The following is a 17,891-nucleotide window of genomic DNA, read 5'->3' on the forward strand; positions in this document are numbered from 1 at the left end:
GAGCAAGCCCTCGTCAGTCCGGTGAACCCGGCTGGGTCGGGATGCTCGAGGTCGTCGTGTACGAGGGCTCCCGGCGCGGGATGAAGAGGGCTGAGATGACACCGGCGAGCACGACGGCGGCGGCGATGATGAAGACGATCCGGAAGCCGGCATCCGTCGGCACCGCCAGCCCGTGGAATACCCGCGAGTTACCCGCGAAGATCAGCCCGGTGACCGTGCCGGCGATGGTGGAACCGAGGGTGCGCATGACCGAGTTCAGTCCATTCGCCGAGGCCGTCTCGCTGGCGGGCACTGCATGCATGATCAGCGTGGGCATGGCGGCGTAGGCGATTCCCACGCCGACGCCGACCACGGCGGAGATCAGGATGATGTGCCACACCTCGGCGTGCAACAGCACGGCGATCACAAAGGCCACTACCACCACACCGCCGCCGAGGATGAGGCTGAACCGCGGTCCGCGGGCGCCCGAGATGCGCGCAGCGATGGGCGACATCACGAACATCACCAGACCGAGCGGCATGAGGCAGAGGCTTGCCGCGACGAGTCCCAGCCCGAGGCCGACGCCGGTCGCGACCGGTGCCTCGAGGAGGGCGGGGAAGGCCGCCGTGGTGATGAAGAACCCAAAGCCGATGGTGATCGAGGTGAGGTTGGTGAGCAGGACGGGTCGGCGCGCGGCAACTCGCAGATCGACCAGGGGTTCGCGGCTGCGCAGCTCGAACCATCCCCAGATGACGAGCACGACGACACCGCCGATGAGGAGTGCGAGGGTCACCGGGCTGGTCCAGCCCCAGGTGTTGCCCTTGGAGACGGCGAGCAGGATGCCGATGAGACCGATGGCGAAGCCGATGGCTCCGACGACATCGAAGTGGCCACCGGTGCGCAGGGTGCTCGGCGGGACGACGATGAAGACCAAGACCAGACCGACGGCGCCGAGGATGGCCGCGAGCCAGAACAGGAAGTGGAAGTCGAGATTCTGGGCGACGACCGCGGCGATCGGGAGGCCGACCGCGCCACCGACACCGAGCGTGGCGCTGACCAGGGCGACTGCTCCGCCGAGACTCTTCGGGTGGAGAACGTCGCGCAGCACGCTGATGCCGAGCGAGATCACTCCGAGCGAGAAGCCCTGGAGCACCCGTCCGGCGATCACCGGGATGAGCTCGCTCGAGAAGGCGCAGATGATCGATCCGACGATCAGGCTGCCGAGCAGCACCAGCATCACGGTGCGCTTGCCGTACATGTCGCCGAGTCGCCCGCTGATCGGGATCGAGATCGCGGCGGCCAGCAGGGTCGAGGTGAGCACCCACGTGGCGTCGCTAACACTCGAGTGAAGCAGCGTCGGGAGTTCCGGGATGATCGGGGTGACCAGGGTCTGCGTGAAGGCCGCAACGAGACCGGTGAACGCCAGGACGGCGGTGACCGCTCGGTCGCTCGGGCGGCGGCTGAGCTTGCGGCGCTCGGCGGGAGTCAGGCTGCCGGAATCGTCGTCGGGCAGGGGATCAGCAGGGTCAATCGCGGGATTCACTTGGCAAGTTTAGTGCGACGCACCGCACCGAACCGTGTCGCTACGGCGTCGGAATAACTCTGCCGGGGTCACCGCTATCAGTTGACGAAGGTGTTTCCCCAGTCGTCGACCTTCCAGTCGATCCAGCCGTTCGCTCGCTGCAGGCTCACCGTGACCGACAGGTCGTGACCGGCCGTCGAGCTGGCGCGGCAGGTGAAGGTCTGCCCGATCAGCAGGGCGGGCGGGGTCGGGCAATGCACGTCCAGAGTCGCGCCGAACACCGAGGCGTCTGTCGCGATCGACTGTTCGGCCTGGGCCGAGAAGACGCTCGGGATGACGGAGATCAGCATGCCGGGAATGACCAATGCCGACGCCACCTGCAGCAGGCCGAGCGCGGCCCAGGTGAGCAGCGGAGCGACCCCGAAGGCGCCACTGCGGCCGAGTCCGACGACGCGGGCGATCAGATATACGGGCGAGGAGAGGAACGCCCATGCCCAGTGCGCCGGATGCTCGTGACCGGCTCGACGCAGCACGCTGCGGTCGATGATGGCGAGAACCACGACGGCAACATAGGGCAGCACGATCGCGCCGGCCGAGACGTAGATGTTCGGGAACGCGCCGAATCCGACGAGCACGAGGAGGCCGACGACCAGTTGTGCGAGCGGCAGCAGAGCGATGATCCACACCGGTGCTGTGTAGACGGCGACGCGGGGCGAGACGCCGGTTGCCGGAAGTGCTCGCTCGGTGGGGTCGGCACGGGACGTTGCGGTCGCGGCCACGACTGGCTCACTGCGTGGCTCACGGGTCGGCTCGAGGTCCGGCTCGATGGTCGGCTCGGTGGCGAGGGGGAAGGATGATTCGATCTCACGGATGGTGACGGTCACGGGTTCATCCGGGGAGGTCGGCCCGCGGACATCCGCGCTCTCGGTGTCGTCATCGGTGTCGTTCTCGGTCTCGGCTACCGTGGCGAGGTGGGCGTACTCCGCCTCACGCTCACGCTGCTTCCGCTGCTGGCGGCGGGTTGGCAGCTCGTCGTCGGCGTAGAGCAGCTGGGTCGGCTGCTGCATCACGAGCGGCGGGCGGGCTTCTGTGGTCAGTTCGGTCCAGGCGTGGTTATTCCACCAGCGCAACTGGGGGAGGCCCATCGGGTCGGGATACCATCCCGCGGGGACTGTGACATCGTCCTCGAACACGCGCTGAATCCCTTCGGCCGGATCTCTGAACGGTAGTGGGCGACGGGAGGAGACGGCCGCCGCGTGACCGCACCATGATGTGATCGCCATGATGTGATCGCGCAGCGAACTGGTCGCTTTGCCAGAGGTTACTGGCAATCGCCAGGAAACACACTCCCCCGGAGGGGGCACGCCAGGCCTAGCGGGGGCGGCGCCTCGGGATGCCCAGCCAGACAGCGGGCGCTCGGCGCTGACCGAATTCACCTTCGAGTTGCCTCCTGTTCACCCGCCTGTAAGACTCGACCTCAGTGGACATCTCGCTCATGGTCGCGCTAGTCGTCGCACTGGCCCTCTTCTTCGATTTCACCAACGGCTTTCACGACACCGCGAATGCGATGGCGACCCCCATCGCGACCGGCGCTCTGAAGCCGCGGGTCGCTGTGGCGATAGCTGCGGTGCTCAACCTGGTCGGTGCCTTCCTCTCCACCGAGGTCGCCAACACGATCTCGGGAGGCCTCATCCGCGAGGGCGCCGGTGGAGTGCAGATCACTCCGGTGATGATCTTCGCCGGACTCATCGGCGCCATCCTCTGGAATCTGGTGACCTGGCTGCTCGGACTGCCGTCGAGCTCCAGTCACGCGTTGTTCGGCGGCCTGATCGGTGCCGCGATCGTCGGTGCCGGCTTCGGCGCGATCGACCTGTCCGTTGTGCTGTCGAAGATCGTGCTGCCCGCGGTTCTCGCCCCGATCACCGCCGGACTGGTCGCCTTCCTCGCCACCCGAATCGCCTACACGGTCACCAAGAAGAAGCAGCGCAGCCGGTTCAAGATCGGGCAGATCTTCACCTCATCGTTGGTCTCTCTCGCGCACGGCACCAATGACGCGCAGAAGACCATGGGAGTGATCACCCTCACCCTCATCGCCGGGGGCTTTCAGGCGACCGGGTCGAGCCCGGAGCTCTGGGTGATCATCGTGTGTGCCTTGGCGATCGCGCTCGGTACCTATACGGGCGGCTGGCGCATCATCCGTACGCTCGGCACGGGGCTGACCGAGATCGAGCCGGGCCAGGGGTTTGCCGCCGAGGCGGCCACCACCGCCACCATCCTCGCCTCGACACACCTGGGCTTCGCGCTCTCCACCACGCAGGTGGCATCCGGCTCGGTGATCGGCACAGGCATCGGGCGTAAGGGGGCCTCGGTGCGCTGGCGCACCGCCGGCAGAATCGCCATCGGCTGGCTGATCACCATCCCGGCAGCCGGCCTGGTCGGCGCCCTCGCGTCGTGGGTAGCGCTCGCCGGAACCGGCGGCATCGTCGTGGATGCCGTGGTGGCCGCAGTCATCATCTTCGCGATCTTCGTCTACTCGCGTCGCAATCGCGTCGACCCAGCCTCCGTCGCGGTCGTCAACGACCCGGCCGCCCTGGTGCGTCCCAAGCGCCGCAAGGCGAAGAAGGGAGGCGTTCGATGATCGACTGGCTCGCCTTCCTGTCCGTGCTCGTCGCCTCGATCGTCGGCGCCTGCGGCGTCGTGTTCCTGTTCTCGATCGGGCTGCGATTCGTCGGATCGGATGTCCGCTGGCGCCGGCCCTTCGGGGTGCTGGCCTTCGTGCTCTGCGGACTGCTGATCGTCTACGGGCTGTACCTCATCATCCCCGCCTTGCATCGCTAGGGCCCGGCGGGCACCGCGCGGGTAGGCTTGGCGGGGTCTACCCGACGCGAAAACAGTAACGACGGCAGCCACGAGCAGCCGACCGAGGCAATGGAGCCACGACACGAATGAACCCCGCAACACAGCAGTTCGGCACCAACAATGAAACCCCGCTCGACGATTCGGCACCGGGAGCACCCGGTGCGTTCGTCGGTCAGCCCGGTGGCCCCACCCGCGTGGAGAGTGATTCGCTCGGATCGATGGAGATCCCGGCAGACGCCTACTGGGGAATTCACACCGCGCGGGCCCTCGAGAACTTTCCGATCACGCGCAGGCCGATCTCCGTCTACGGCGATCTGATCCGTGCGCTCGTGCGGGTGAAGCAGGCCTCCGCCCGGGCCAACCGCGAGCTCGGCGTGCTCGATCCGGCTAAGGCCGACCTAATCGACACCGTGTGTGAAGAGATCATGGCCGGCGCGCTTCACGACCAGTTCGCGGTCGGTGTCATCCAGGGCGGTGCCGGAACCTCGACCAACATGAACACTAATGAGGTGATCGCCAACCGCGGTCTCGAACTGCTCGGCCACCGGTTCGGCGAATATCAGTACCTGCATCCGATCGACGACGTGAACCGCAGCCAGTCGACCAATGACGTCTATCCCACCGCGATCAAACTCGCCATGGTGTTCGGCGTGAATCGGTTGCTCGAGGAGCACCGCCTGTTGACCGCCGCCTTCGCGGCGAAGGGCATCGAGTTCGCCGGTGTGCTCAAGATCGGACGCACGCAGCTGCAGGATGCCGTGCCGATGACGCTGGGCCAGGAATTCAACGGGTTCGCTCACACCCTCACCGAAGACTACGACCGGCTGGCGGAGGTGGTGCCGTGGTTGAACGAGATCAACATGGGCGCCACGGCGATCGGCACCGGGATCACGGCTGACCCGCGCTATGCCGCAGCGGTCTGCCGGCACCTGACCGAGGTGACCGGCATCGCGATGGAGACCGCGCCCGACCTGATCGAGGCCACCTCCGATGCCGGGATCTTCATGACCTTGAGTGGCACGCTGAAGCGCGCGGCGGTCAAGCTGTCGAAGATCTGCAACGACCTGCGGCTCCTCTCCAGTGGACCGCAGGCCGGGCTCGGCGAGATCAACCTCCCGCCGCGCCAGGCCGGGTCATCGATCATGCCCGGCAAGGTCAACCCGGTCATCCCCGAGGTCGTCAACCAGGTCGCGTTCAGCGTGATCGGTGCGGATGCGACGGTCACCGCCGCCGCGGAAGCCGGCCAGTTGCAGCTAAACGCCTTTGAACCGGTGATCGCCCACAGCATCCTGCAGTCGCTCGCCTGGATGACTAATGCCTGCCGCACGCTCCGCGTCAACTGCATCGATGGGATCACCGCCAACACGACGCGTCTTGCGGCGCAGGTGGAGTCGTCGGTAGGGGTGGTCACAGCCCTCACGCCGTACATCGGCTACGCGGCATCCGCGTCGCTGGCTCACACGGCACTGACGACCAACGCGTCGATCGCTGAGCTCGTGGTCTCGGCCGGGCTGATGTCGGCCGAGCAGGTCGCGCACGTGCTGTCGCCGCAGCGGTTGAGCGGGCTGGTTCCGGTTACCTCTGTGATGCCGATCATCCGGTAGAGGCTGCTTTCGGGTGCGGTGCTACGGTCCCTGAGCGTGTCTTCGGGTGCGCCGCCGCGGTCCTGAGCGTGTCTTCTGGTGCGCCGCCACGGTCCCTGAGCTTGTCAGCATTTCGGTCCCTGAGCGTGTCGAAGGGTGGCCCTCTTCTCCTCCACAGGTAGCCCGGCATGGTGGGTTATAAACAGGGTCTGGTCAGCATTATTCGTACTCCTTCGAATGTCGGTGGTCGCTGCAACAATCGGGTCATGAAGGTCTCCACCGACGCATTGGCCGCCCATCTCGCGGCCCTGGCGCAGGCGTGGGACGACACGATCGTCGACCAACCCGGCATGCTGTTGCAGTTGATCGGGGAGCTGGCGGCGGTGCAGCGCCGCATCGATGCGCTGCGGGTTGCAGTTGCGGGAGAACTTGCTGACCTGTCGGCTGCCCACCGCGGCGGCGAGGCTATGGCGCGCCGGGCCGGACATGCCCGTCCCGGCTCCTATCTGGCCGAGCTGTGGCAGATCAGCGTCGCCGAAGCAACCAGGCTGTGTGAGGTGGGTCTGGCAACGCGGCAACGGACCGCCTTGGACGGCTCGCTATTGCCGGCCCGATACCCGGCTGTGGGCGAGGCGATCGCCGCCGGGTCGGTGGGGGTGGAGGCGGCTGTGGTGATCGTGCGGGAACTGGACCTGGCCGCCCCATTCTGCTCGGCCGAGGCCAGGCTTGCCGGTGAGCGACTGCTGGTGGAGCATGCGCCCGGGTTGACGGTGAAGCAGGTGCACGGGGTGGCCCGGCAGGTGCGGGACCGTCTGGATGAGGACGGTGCCGAATCCCGGGATGTGATCCGGAGGCAGCGGCGAGCACTGTCGTGGGTGACTCAATCGGATGGGATGGTGCGCCTGGTCTGGGTGATGCCACCCGAAACCGCAGGGCTAGTGCGAGCCGGGATAGATCAGCTCGTGGGTGAGCAGTTGCGGGCTGCCCGCGACGCGGCACCGGCCGCATTGGGCGACACCGGGTTCGTCGACAGTGATGACCGGACCATGCCGCACCGCCGCGCCGATGCCGCCGAAGACCTATTCCGGCGAGCGGTCAACTGCACGTGCGGTGCTGGTGGGGGTGGTGGCGGTCCGCTGGTGACGGTGATCGTGCGGATGAGCCTCGACCAATTGATCACCGGGCTCGGCACCGCCCAGATCGACGGGATCGATGCCGGGATCTCCGCCACCACAGCCCGCCGTCTTGCCGCAGATGCCAACATCATCCCCGTAGTCCTTGGCGGTGCCGGGGAAGTCCTGGATCTGGGTAGGTCGCGGCGACTGTTCAGTCCCGCCCAACGCCAGGCGTTGGCTGAACGGTATGGCGGGTGCGCGTTCCCGGCCTGCGCACACCCACCCAGCTACACCGAAGCCCACCACCTCCAGTGGTGGTGCAGTGGTGGGGTAACGGATCTGGACAACGGGATCCCGTTGTGCTCGTTCCACCACCACCGCATCCACGACGACAGCTGGGAGATCGTCATGCGCGACCGGGTGCCGTATTTCATCCCGCCACCCTGGATCGACCCCGACCAAACACCCCGACGAGGAGGAAAGCTCGTCAACCTGGCGTGGTCAGGATGAAGGAGCACGACAGGGTGTGAACGGCAACGATGACGTTCACGATGACGGGCACGGACACGGGCACGGACACTGACACTGACACGGACGTGGACGTGGACGTGGACGTGGACGTGGACACTGACGCTGACGCTGACGCTGACGCTGACGCTGACGCTGACACCTGACGCTGACGCTGACGCTGACGCAGACACCCACACCCACACGGAAACGGAGTGGGAGGTGGGGAAGGGGATGGAGAGCGAAAGCGAGATGGAGACGCAGACAAATAAAGGGATGGGGAGCGAGAGCGAGATGGAGACGCAGACAGCGAGGGGAGCGGAGAGGGAGAGGTAGAACGACTAAGAAGACGACTAAGAAGACGACTAAGAAGACGACTAAGGGGACGACAGAAGGCTTGAATTCGCCTGATGCAAAAGGGATCGTCGCGGCGGTCCCTCGGAGGGGCCCGCGCGGTGTGTCCGCTGCAATCCGCCTGGTGTGTCAGCGGGCCGCCCAGAGGTGAAGGCCGGCGTAGCTGCGCCATGGGGCCCAGCGTGCGCCGTGCTCGGCGAGTCCGCGAGCCGTACCTGGCAGACCGAGCTTGGTGGCGCTCTGCAGCATCACCAGATCGGTGGTGAGCAGGGTGTCGGGATTGCCGAGCACGCGCATAGCGAGATATCCGGCGGTCCACGGACCGATGCCGGGCATGGCGACCAGACGGGCGGTCAGCTCGTCGGCGGGCATTCCGACATCGAGCCGCAGTTCTCCCGAAGCGAGCGCCTCCGCCACGCCGACGATGCTCGCTACTCGAGATGCCGGCCCACGCACGACTTCGCGGCCGCGTTCGGCGAACTGTTCCGCCGTCGGAAACAGACCCGGTGTCTCGGCCAGATCGGCCGCGACCCGCCCCAGCACCGTGCGAGCGGCGGCGACAGAGATCTGCTGACCGATCATCGTGCGGAACAGCGCCTCAGCGGGGTCGAGGGTGCCGGGCAAACGGATGCCGGGTCGGGCGGCGACCAGGGGAGCGAGCACGGCGTCGCGACTCAGAGCCTCGTCGATCGAGACGGAGTCTGCATCGAGATCCAGCAGGCGACGCACCCGCACAATCGCCGTGCCGAGGTCGGCGAGCGAGCCCAACTTCAGCACGCAGTCGACGGCAATGCTCGCGGTCGCAGTGCCTGCGACTGCGGTGCAAGAGTCGTTCGCGTCAAGGCGCAGCTCTATCTCGGCGATCCCTCCGGGCAGACGGATGAGGCGACGGAACGAGGAGTCGTCGCCTGATTCGATACCGACCAGTGCGTGGTCGGCCAGGAAGCGCATGACGCCAGTGCCATCGAACGGCGGCCGCACCGGCAGGCGCAGACGAACCGTGGTGGCGTCCGGGGTGGTGGCGTCCGCGCTGGCGTAGTCCGTGGTGGCGTCCGCCGTCGGCATCCGTCGAGCGTGTCGGGCACGCAGCGCTGACGGCGTCGTCTCGTATACCGACCGCACGGTCTCGTTGAACTGACGGACACTGGAGAAACCCGACGCGAACGCGACATCGGCGATGGGGAGATCCGTGCCCACGAGCAGGCTCCGCGCCGTTTGTGCACGGTGGGCTCGCGCGAGAGCGAGCGGTCCGGCGCCGAGTTCGGCGGTCAGCACCCGACCCAGGTGGCGACTGGTGTAGCCGAGACGCTGCGCAAGCCCGGGCACGCCCTCGCGCTCGACGGTGCCATCGACGATCAGTCGCATCGCGCGGGAGGCCAGATCATCCCGGAGGTTCCATTCCGGCGAACCGGGCACGGCATCCGGAAGGCAGCGTTTGCAGGCACGTAGACCGGCCTCGTGCGCTGCCGCGGCGGTGCGATAAAAGGTGATGTTCTGCGGTTTCGGTGTCATCGCCGGGCAACTGGGGCGACAGTAGATTCCCGTGGAGTGCACCCCCGTGATGAACTGCCCGTCGAAGCGGACATCGCGCGACGACATCGCACGATAGCGCTCGGCAAAACCGGAATCGGAGCTGTCGATGGCGGGGGACGGGGCGCTCATGCCTCCACTCTCACACGCTCCACCGACAGCCATCAGCGGGAATCGGACACGACAGTGCGAGAGGTAGCCTGATGCGATGAACTCCAGCTCCCCGGGCTCGGGCGTCACCATCGTCGGTAGCGCGAACATCGACATCGTGTACGGCGTCGAGCGCATTCCGGGGCCGGGCGAGACACTGCTGGCATCATCGGCCGCGCGCTACCCGGGTGGCAAAGGGCTCAACCAGACCGTCGCCGCCGCACGAGCCGGAGCGCCGACCACATTCATCGGGGCGGTCGGGCACGACGAATTCGGCGAGGAACTCCTCGCCACTCTGACCGACGATCAGATCGACACGTCCCTGCTGCGCCGGAGTACCAGGGCCACCGGACAGGCCTTCATCATGGTGGACGCCAACGCCGAGAACGCGATCGTCGTGTCGCCCGGCGCCAACGCGGATGTCACCGCCCTCACCGACTCCGACCGTGCCTGTCTGCAGAGCACCGGCGTGTTGCTTATGCAACTCGAAATCCCACTCGACACGGTGCGTGAAGCCGCGGCGGTCGCACACGCGGCGCGTGCCACGGTGATGCTCAACGCAGCGCCCGCACACGCACTCCCTGCGCAACTGCTGGCCGACCTCGATGTGCTGATCGTCAATGAACACGAAGCCTGCCTGATCGGGGCGTCCGACGATCTGGCCACGGCCTCCGCGACCCTGGCGGCACTGGTGCCGCGGGTGATCGTGACGCTGGGGGCTGCGGGATGCGCCCTCTACGAAGACGGCGCGGAGGTGGGGCGCGTCGCTGCGCCGCGGGTGGCGGCGGTCGATACGACCGGTGCCGGCGACACATTCTGCGGCGCCTTTGCGGCAGCGATCTCCGATGGCGCCGCGTATGGGGATGCGGCGGAATTCGCTACCCATGCCGCCGCACTGTCGGTGCAGGCTCTGGGCGCGGTGCCGTCGATACCGGTGCGCGCCGCAATCGAGGAGGCCCGCGCGTGACCGAGGCCACCTTTGGACGTCCGATGATGGACACCCCCGAGCATGCCGCCGCTCTCGGGGCGCTGCGAACCGCGCTCGGCGACGCCCTGAGCGTGGACCAGATCGATCTGGCGCCGCTCACCGCCGATAAATCCGGGCACGATTCGCACAGCCTGCCGCTTGCCCTGGTCACTGCCCGCAGCATCGCCGATGTACAGGCGACGATGCGCATCGCCACCGAGTTCCAGCTGCCGGTGGTGCCTCGTGGCGCGGGCACCGGTCTCGCCGGCGGAGCGGTCGCGAGCGCTGGGCAGCTCGTGCTGTCGACGCTGGCGATGAATCGTATCCTCGAGGTCTCGGTAGCCGACGAACTCGCCGTGGTCGAACCCGGCATCATCAATGCCGACCTCAACGCCGAACTCGCGGCGCTCGGTCTCTGGTTCGTGCCCGACCCGGCCAGCAAAGCGATCTCCACGGTCGGCGGCAACATCGCCACCAACGCGGGAGGGCTGCTGTGCGCTAAGTACGGCGTCACGCGCGAAGCGGTGCTGGGCCTCAAGCTCGTGCTCGCCGATGGGCGGATGCTGCACCTCGGGCACCGCAGCGTGAAGGGTGTCACCGGGCTCGACCTCACCGCCCTCGTCATCGGCTCGGAGGGAACCCTGGGCGTGATCGTCGAGGCCACCGTCAAGCTCCGCCCGCTTCGCACCGGCGCCGTCGCAACCATCGCCGCCTACTTCCCCGACGTGACGACTGCGGCTTCGGCCTCCGCCGCGATCACCGCCGCTGCCATTCGGCCCGCGGCGATGGAGCTCCTGGATTCGCGATCGCTGCACTCGATCGACCGGTTCCTCGGGGTGAACCTGGCCGGGCGGGGCGAAACCCTGCTGCTGGTGCAGACGGATGGCGCAGCGAGCGAGGCGGAAGCGGCATCCGCTCTCCGAATCATCACCGGACTGGGCGGCGACGCCGACATCACGCACGATGCGGCCGCGGGCGAGGAGTTGTTCGCGATACGCCGGGCCTTCCATCCGGCGCTTGAAGCCGAAGGTTCCGTGCTGATCGAGGACATCGCGGTGCCCCGTAGTGCTCTGCCGGCGATGTTCGCAGCCATCGTCGAGATCGAGGAACGGTACGGCATCCCGATTCCCACGGTCGCCCATGCCGGGGACGGCAACCTGCATCCGAATTTCGTGTACACACCGGGTCCGGCTGGCGAGGTGCCCGAGATCATCTGGCGGGCGGCGGACGATATGTTCCGCGTTGCCCTGGCGCTCGGTGGGACGCTGTCGGGTGAGCACGGAATCGGCATCCTCAAGCGGCGCTGGCTGGCCGATGAGCTCGGCGCAGATCAGGTTGCGCTGCAGGATCAGATCCGTGCGGTGTTCGACCCGCTGGGCATCCTGAATCCGGGCAAGGGCTGAGTCTGAGTCCCCGTGCTACGGCGGATCACCCGCCGCGCGCCGCAGACTTCTAGGCTGGAGGCATGAGCTTTCTGCCGATCACTCCCCGTGACGACCTGCGACCACACGCCAGGGCCGCACTCGATCGCGAGCTCGAACTGCACGGCGGCGAATACTCCAACCTTCGCGGCGCGTTGCTCGGCAACCTCGCGAGCTTTCGTGCCTACGAGCAGTGGTTCTCGTTGCGGGATGAGATCGCGCCGTGGATCGGCGAGCGTGCGGTCACCCTGTTCGCCTACGCGATCTCCGACGCCGCCGGCTCCAGAGTGCTGGCGCCGTACTTTCGCAAGATCCTGGTCGATGCGGGAGACGACCCGGTCAGCCCGCAGGTCACCGAGGCAGAGCAGCTGCTCATCGATTGGGGTCGGCTGATCGCGAGCGCGCCCCACGGCATCCCCGCCGAATTCTCGGCCCAGATCGAGGCCACCTTCGGCGCCGAGCGTCGCCTCACGCTCCTCGCCTTCGCTGGGCTCACCGTGGCGCTCGCCGTGGTGACCATTGTCGGCGGAATCCCCACCGACGACTCGCTGATCGAGTACGACCGCGCCTACAGCGACGCCGACGACCCGCTGGCCATCTGACCCTCGCCCGTTCGCCCGTCCGACCGTCCGACCGTTCGACCGTTCGCCCGTTCGCCGGTAGGTTTCGGAGGTGACTTTCGCGATCACGGAGCCCCTGGCTCAGTGACCGCGTCGGTCGCGCGCTGCAGATCTATGGCGAACAGGAGCAGAAATGACCGGGCAGTTCAGCGCGGGGCAATCCCGAACCGTGCAGCAGGTCGCCGCCGCGACCGAGCCGGTCGCCGAAGACCCGCGCCAGGTCCTGGTCACCAGCCCGCCCCGTCGCGGCGGCCTCACGATCGCTCTCACGGTGATCGGATTCGTGCTGCTCTCGGCGATTCTCGTCGTGGTGGTGCTCTACCTTTTTCTGGTGCTCGGGCCGACGGCCCTGCTCTACGCCGCGATTCTCGCGGCGGTCCCGCTCGCTGCCGTGCTGCTCGGCATCCGCTGGATCGATCGCTGGGAGCCGGAGCCGCGGGGCGCCCTCCTGTTCGCGTTTCTCTGGGGTGCGGCGGCATCCGTCTTCATCGCCCTGGTGTTCTCTGGCCTGACGCAGGCGTACGAGGCCCAGCACGGGCTTAGCGGATCGCCCGCTGCAGACCTGTTCGAGACGGTAGTACAGGCGCCGATCGTCGAAGAGTTCGCCAAGGGTTTCGGCGTACTGCTGCTGCTCTGGGTGATGCGTTCGACCTTCGACGGACCGGTTGACGGCATCGTGTATGCGGCAACCGTGGCGATCGGGTTCGCCTTCACGGAGAACCTCCAGTACTTCGGGCTCGCGCTGCTCGACGACAACGGAATCGGCGCCGTTGGCGCGGTGTTCCTGCTGCGCGCCGTGCTGTCGCCGTTCGCGCACGTGATGTTCACCGCGTGCACGGGGCTGCTGCTCGGGCTGGCCGCGCGCCATACGGGGCGAATTGGTGCGATCGGATTCTTCGTTCTCGGGCTCATTCCCGCTGTGCTGCTTCACGCCTTCTGGAACAGCGCGGGCTACTGGGCAGACAACTGGTTCGGCTACTACTTCACGGTGCAGGTGCCACTGTTCATTCTCGCCATCGTCGGGGTCGCGCTGCTGCGTCGGCATGAGCAGCGCATCACCCGCGAGCGCCTCGCCGAATACGCGGCCGTGGGCTGGTTCACGCCGAGCGAGGTCAATCAGCTGTCGACCGGCGCCGGCCGGCGCCAAGCCGTCTGGTGGGCACGCCGGCACGGGCTCCGCAGGCAGTACCGACGGTTCGTGACGGATGCCACCCGCCTGGCCTTCACCCGGCAGCGGCTGATCTCGGGCAAAGACCGCATCCGCACCGGCCACGACGAAGCGGCGCTGCTCGAGAGGATCGTCGCAGACCGCCGTGCCTTGGCCGCGTTGCCGCCGCTGCTGGTGTTGGTTCCGCGTACGGCGTAGCTGGTCGGGAGCGGCGCTGTCCGGTCACTAAAATAGATAGCCGGAATCAGTGGGGAAGTGCTCGTGGTCGATAGTGAACAGCGTGAGGTCGAGCGTGATGTCGAGCCTGATCTCGAGCGTGGGTCTGAGTCGGGGCGCAACAACGAATTGCGCAGCGAGCAGGGCTATGTAGCGACCCTCTACGCGCGACTCGATGCGCTGAAGCTGGAGGCCGAGCAGCAGCTCGCCGCCATCCGCAAGCTCGATGTCGGCGGCAACCACCAGGGGCGCTCCGAGCGTGACACCTTCGCCCGCATCTACGAAGACCGCATCGTTCAGCTGCGTGACGTGGACGAGCGTCTCGCCTTCGGACGCATCGAGCTCTCAGACTCGACCGACGACGGCGAGGAGAGCTCCGCCTATCGGTACATCGGCCGCATCGGCCTGCGCGACGAAGACCTGCAGCCGATCCTGCTCGACTGGCGCGTTCCCCAGGCCAGTGCCTTCTATCAGGCGACGGCCGCGAACCCGCAGGGCACCCGCGCCAGACGCCACCTGATCTCGAAGGGCCGCAGCATCATCCGTATCGAAGACGAGATCTTCGATGTGGCGCTTCTCGACGGCGACACCGCGGAGCTGCAGGGCGAGGGCGCGCTGCTCGCGGCCCTCACCGCCCAGCGGACGGGGCGGATGTCAGACATCGTCGCGACGATCCAGGCCGAGCAGGACCGCATCATCCGCTCCGACCTCAACGGCGTGCTGGTCGTGCAGGGTGGTCCCGGCACCGGTAAGACCGCCGTCGCGCTGCACCGCGCGGCCTACCTGCTCTATTCGCATCGCGATCGGCTGCGCAACTCCGGGGTGCTCATCGTGGGGCCGTCCACTGCCTTCCTCGAGTACATCGAGGCCGTGCTTCCCTCGCTCGGGGAGACCGGCGTGGTGCTCGCGAGCCTCGGCCGGCTGTACCCGGGGGTCTCGGCGACGACCGAGGATGCCCCCGCCATCGCCGCGATCAAAGGCCGTGCCGACATGGCCGACCTGGTCGCCCGTGCCGTCCGCTCGCGTCAGCGTGTGCCAGCGGAGCCGCAGGTGCTCGACGTGAACGGCGACCGGCTCACCCTCGATCCGCAGGTGGTGCAGAACGCGATGCACCGTGCGCGCGAGAGCGGCAAGCCATACAACGAGGCCCGCGTCACCTTCGTGAAGCAGGCGCTGAACGCCCTGAGCCGCGAATGGCTGGCGCAGCTCAAGTCCAACGGCAACTCGATGGACGACTCCGATCTGCCGATGCTGCGCGAAGACCTGCGCAGCGCCGAAGACGTGCGGGTCGCTCTGAATACCGCCTGGCTGCCGCTCACCCCGGAGAAACTGCTGCAGGACCTCTATGCCCGTCCGCAGTGGTTGGCCGAACTCACGCCGCGCTGGCGCGCCGAGGAGAGGGCCTTGCTGCGCCGCGGTCGTGATGCGCCGTTCACCATCTCGGACATCCCGTTGCTCGATGAGGCCGCCGAGCTTCTCGGCGAGTACGACGTCGTCGACGCCGCTCAGAAGCGCGAGCAGAAGCAGCAGCGCAAGCGCGACATCGAGAACGCCGAAGCCGCGATTCAGAACATGGATGTCAAGGGCCTCGTCAACGCCAAGGACCTCGCCGACAACTTCGCCGAGCTGGCCGACCGCGGGACGACGGCGGAGCGTGCCGCCGCCGATCGCTCCTGGACCTACGGTCACGTCGTGGTCGATGAGGCTCAGGAGCTATCGCCGATGCAGTGGCGACTGCTGCTGCGCCGCGGACCACTGCGGTCGTTCACCATCGTGGGCGACATCGCTCAGGCCGCATCCGCCGCCGCCTCGACCAACTGGCGCGACGCCCTGCAGCCGCTGCTCGCCGGATCGCCCGAGGCCGACCGCTGGCGGCTCGAGGAGCTCACGGTCAACTACCGTACGCCGAGCCAGATCGCCGAGGCGGCCGAGTCGATGGCGGTAGCGCACGGCCTGCCGGTCACCCCGTCGCGCGCGGTGCGTTCGAGCGAGTGGCCGATCGCCGTCGTGCCGACGGTGCGTGGTGCGGTCGGCACGGAGCTCGCGCTCCGGCAGACCGATCCGTCGGCGGGCGGAACCGTCGCGGTGATCGCGCTCGACTCCGACCGGGTCTACGCCGACCTGCGCGCCGAGTTCGGCGCAGAGATCGGGCACGGGCTGTCGAGCGAGGTCGCGGTGATCACGCCCCAGGATGCGAAGGGGCTCGAATTCGACGCCGTCATCGTGGTCGACCCCGGCGCTATCCTCGCGGCCTCGACCCGGGGCGCCGGAGCGCTCTACGTCGCGATGACCCGCGCGACCCAGCGTCTGTATCTGGTCTCCGCCGGGGAGCTGCCTCCGGGCATCCTGTAAGGGCGGATCCGTCGATACCCGCGCCCGACCTACGGCGTCGGGTGCCGGGCGTCGTAGGCGAGGAAGCCCCGCTGCACCCGCACCAGGGTCGCGATTGCCACGATGATCACCAGCCCGCCGAACAGCGGCGGCAGCCAGAGCGCACCCGCGACAGCGACGACCCCGACGAACAGGTCGCCGACGCGCGGGCCGCCCGTGACGACGATGGTGAAGACCCCCTGCAGTCGGCCGCGCATATTGTCGGGCACCGCTGACTGCAGCATGGTCTGGCGGAAGATGCTGCTCACGTTGTCTGCCGCCCCGGCGCCCACGAGCAGGAGCCCGGCGAGGACGATCGCGGGCACCGAGGCGTGAGCGAACGACGCTGAGACATTCCTGCCCGGCAGGAAGGTGAAGACGGCCAACAGCACGCCGAGGGCGGCGATGAACCCCCCGTAGACGATGATCGCCCGGACGATAGACCGCCCCTGTCGGCGCTGATGACCGAACCCGCCCGAGAACAGGCTCGAGAGCAGCGCACCGACGGCACCGGCCGCCGTGAGGATGCCTACGGTGATCGGCCCGCCGCCCAGCACGACAGCACCGATCGCCGGATACAGGGCACGCGGGTTGCCGAAGGTCATCGCGATGATGTCCACGATGAAGGTCATCCGGATGTTCGGGGCCGTTGTCAAAAACCGCGCGCCGTAGCGCAGCGACTCCAATCCGGGCCGCTGCACCTCGCCCACTGGGGCCAGCTTCGGCAGTGACAGGATGCCGAGGAATGCGCTGAGAAACAGCACGATGTCCACGGTATAGGTCCAGCCGAAGCCGACGCCGGCGACCAGAAGACCGGCGATCGCCGGCCCCGTGGTGACCATGACGCCAGCGCCGATGCCGGTGAGAGCGGATGCCGCCGGGAGCAACCGCGCGGGAAGCAGACGCGGCAGCACCGCCGCCCGTACCGTGCTGATGACGGTCGCCGCGACCGCGTTCACCGTCGCCAGCAGGTAGAACGGCCAGACCGTCTCCACTCCGGTCCAGGCGAGGGCAGCGAGGGTGATGGTGGAGCCCCAGGCCACGATCGCCGCGATGAGCAGCACGAGGCGGCGATCGAAGGCGTCGGCGAGCATCCCGCCGTAGAGTCCGAAGACGATCATCGGCAGCAGCGCGAACGCGCCGACGAGTGAGACCGCCAGCGTGGAGTTCGTGATCGAGTAGATGTGCAGGCCGATCGCGACGATCGTCATCTGGCCGCCGATGCCCGAGATCGTGCCGCCGATCCAGAGCCGGGCGAAGGCGGGGGATTCCCGCAGCGGGCTCAGATCGACGAAGCGCGGGCCGCGACGCGCGGCGGCCGATGACGCAGCGGCTGATGACGTGTCGATCGGCGGTACGGTCTGGCGCTCGGGGTCCCCGGGAAGCGAGCCGTCATCCGGAAGTCCGTCGGGCAGGCGTGGCGAACGCGGGGCACGCCGGGAACCTCGGGAAGCAGGTGAAGGCGGGGAAGAAGACACCGTCCTCATTCTGCACCCCGCCCGGCATGCCGCTGAGCAGGCAGCTCAGCAT

At 67.7% G+C, this 17,891-nt stretch carries 13 protein-coding genes; 9 read left to right on the plus strand and 4 right to left on the minus strand.

The window, feature by feature from the left end:
- Nucleotides 1-13: 13 nt before the first annotated feature.
- Nucleotides 14-1,522, minus strand: coding sequence for an MFS transporter (locus tag IV501_RS07920; RefSeq protein ID WP_307812234.1), 1,509 nt, complete (start codon nt 1,520-1,522; stop codon nt 14-16).
- A gap of 77 nt (nt 1,523-1,599) precedes the next feature.
- Nucleotides 1,600-2,694, minus strand: coding sequence for a DUF2510 domain-containing protein (locus tag IV501_RS07925; RefSeq protein ID WP_307812235.1), 1,095 nt, complete (start codon nt 2,692-2,694; stop codon nt 1,600-1,602).
- Nucleotides 2,695-2,981: 287 nt separating this feature from the next.
- Between IV501_RS07925 and IV501_RS07930 the strand changes: the two genes are divergently transcribed.
- The 4 genes from IV501_RS07930 (at nt 2,982) to IV501_RS07945 (ending at nt 7,568) form a co-directional block, all read left to right on the plus strand.
- Nucleotides 2,982-4,139, plus strand: coding sequence for an inorganic phosphate transporter (locus tag IV501_RS07930; protein ID WP_307812236.1), 1,158 nt, complete (start codon nt 2,982-2,984; stop codon nt 4,137-4,139).
- Complete coding sequence (locus tag IV501_RS07935) at nt 4,136-4,339, plus strand: hypothetical protein (RefSeq protein WP_200555940.1); 204 nt, start codon at nt 4,136-4,138, stop codon at nt 4,337-4,339. Before IV501_RS07930 ends, IV501_RS07935 begins: the two co-directional genes overlap by 4 nt.
- A gap of 107 nt (nt 4,340-4,446) precedes the next feature.
- Nucleotides 4,447-5,964 carry an aspartate ammonia-lyase gene (locus IV501_RS07940; RefSeq protein ID WP_200555941.1) on the plus strand — a complete coding sequence of 506 codons (1,518 nt, stop codon included), beginning with the start codon at nt 4,447-4,449 and terminating at the stop codon, nt 5,962-5,964.
- Between the two features lie 245 nt (nt 5,965-6,209).
- Nucleotides 6,210-7,568, plus strand: coding sequence for an HNH endonuclease signature motif containing protein (locus IV501_RS07945; RefSeq protein WP_200555943.1), 1,359 nt, complete (start codon nt 6,210-6,212; stop codon nt 7,566-7,568).
- A 480-nt stretch (nt 7,569-8,048) separates the two neighbouring features.
- Here IV501_RS07945 and IV501_RS07950 read toward each other — a convergent pair whose 3' ends face one another.
- Nucleotides 8,049-9,581 (minus strand): DNA-3-methyladenine glycosylase 2 family protein, encoded by a 1,533-nt coding sequence (locus IV501_RS07950; protein ID WP_200555944.1) that lies wholly within the window; start codon nt 9,579-9,581, stop codon nt 8,049-8,051.
- 76 nt (nt 9,582-9,657) lie between these two features.
- On the opposite strand from IV501_RS07950, the gene IV501_RS07955 reads away from it, so the two are divergent.
- From IV501_RS07955 to IV501_RS07975, 5 genes are all read left to right on the plus strand, one after another.
- Nucleotides 9,658-10,566, plus strand: coding sequence for a ribokinase (locus IV501_RS07955; protein WP_200555945.1), 909 nt, complete (start codon nt 9,658-9,660; stop codon nt 10,564-10,566).
- 23 nt (nt 10,567-10,589) lie between these two features.
- A complete protein-coding gene (locus tag IV501_RS07960; RefSeq protein ID WP_372430749.1) occupies nt 10,590-11,969 on the plus strand; it encodes an FAD-binding oxidoreductase in 1,380 nt (459 codons plus the stop codon).
- 62 nt (nt 11,970-12,031) lie between these two features.
- The gene (locus tag IV501_RS07965; protein ID WP_200555946.1) at nt 12,032-12,589 is read left to right on the plus strand and encodes a hypothetical protein; all 558 of its coding nucleotides are present in this window, start codon (nt 12,032-12,034) and stop codon (nt 12,587-12,589) included.
- Between the two features lie 151 nt (nt 12,590-12,740).
- Nucleotides 12,741-13,973 carry a PrsW family intramembrane metalloprotease gene (locus IV501_RS07970; RefSeq protein ID WP_200555947.1) on the plus strand — a complete coding sequence of 411 codons (1,233 nt, stop codon included), beginning with the start codon at nt 12,741-12,743 and terminating at the stop codon, nt 13,971-13,973.
- Between the two features lie 147 nt (nt 13,974-14,120).
- On the plus strand, nt 14,121-16,343 hold the full coding sequence (locus IV501_RS07975; protein WP_234698455.1) for a HelD family protein: 2,223 nt from the start codon (nt 14,121-14,123) through the stop codon (nt 16,341-16,343).
- Nucleotides 16,344-16,372: 29 nt separating this feature from the next.
- Here the strand turns inward: IV501_RS07975 and IV501_RS07980 are convergent, their stop codons facing one another.
- The gene (locus tag IV501_RS07980; RefSeq protein ID WP_307812243.1) at nt 16,373-17,710 is read right to left on the minus strand and encodes an MFS transporter; all 1,338 of its coding nucleotides are present in this window, start codon (nt 17,708-17,710) and stop codon (nt 16,373-16,375) included.
- Nucleotides 17,711-17,891: the final 181 nt, after the last annotated feature.

The organism is Lacisediminihabitans changchengi (assembly GCF_016634425.1).
GTDB classification, from domain to species: Bacteria; Actinomycetota; Actinomycetes; order Actinomycetales; family Microbacteriaceae; genus Lacisediminihabitans; species Lacisediminihabitans changchengi.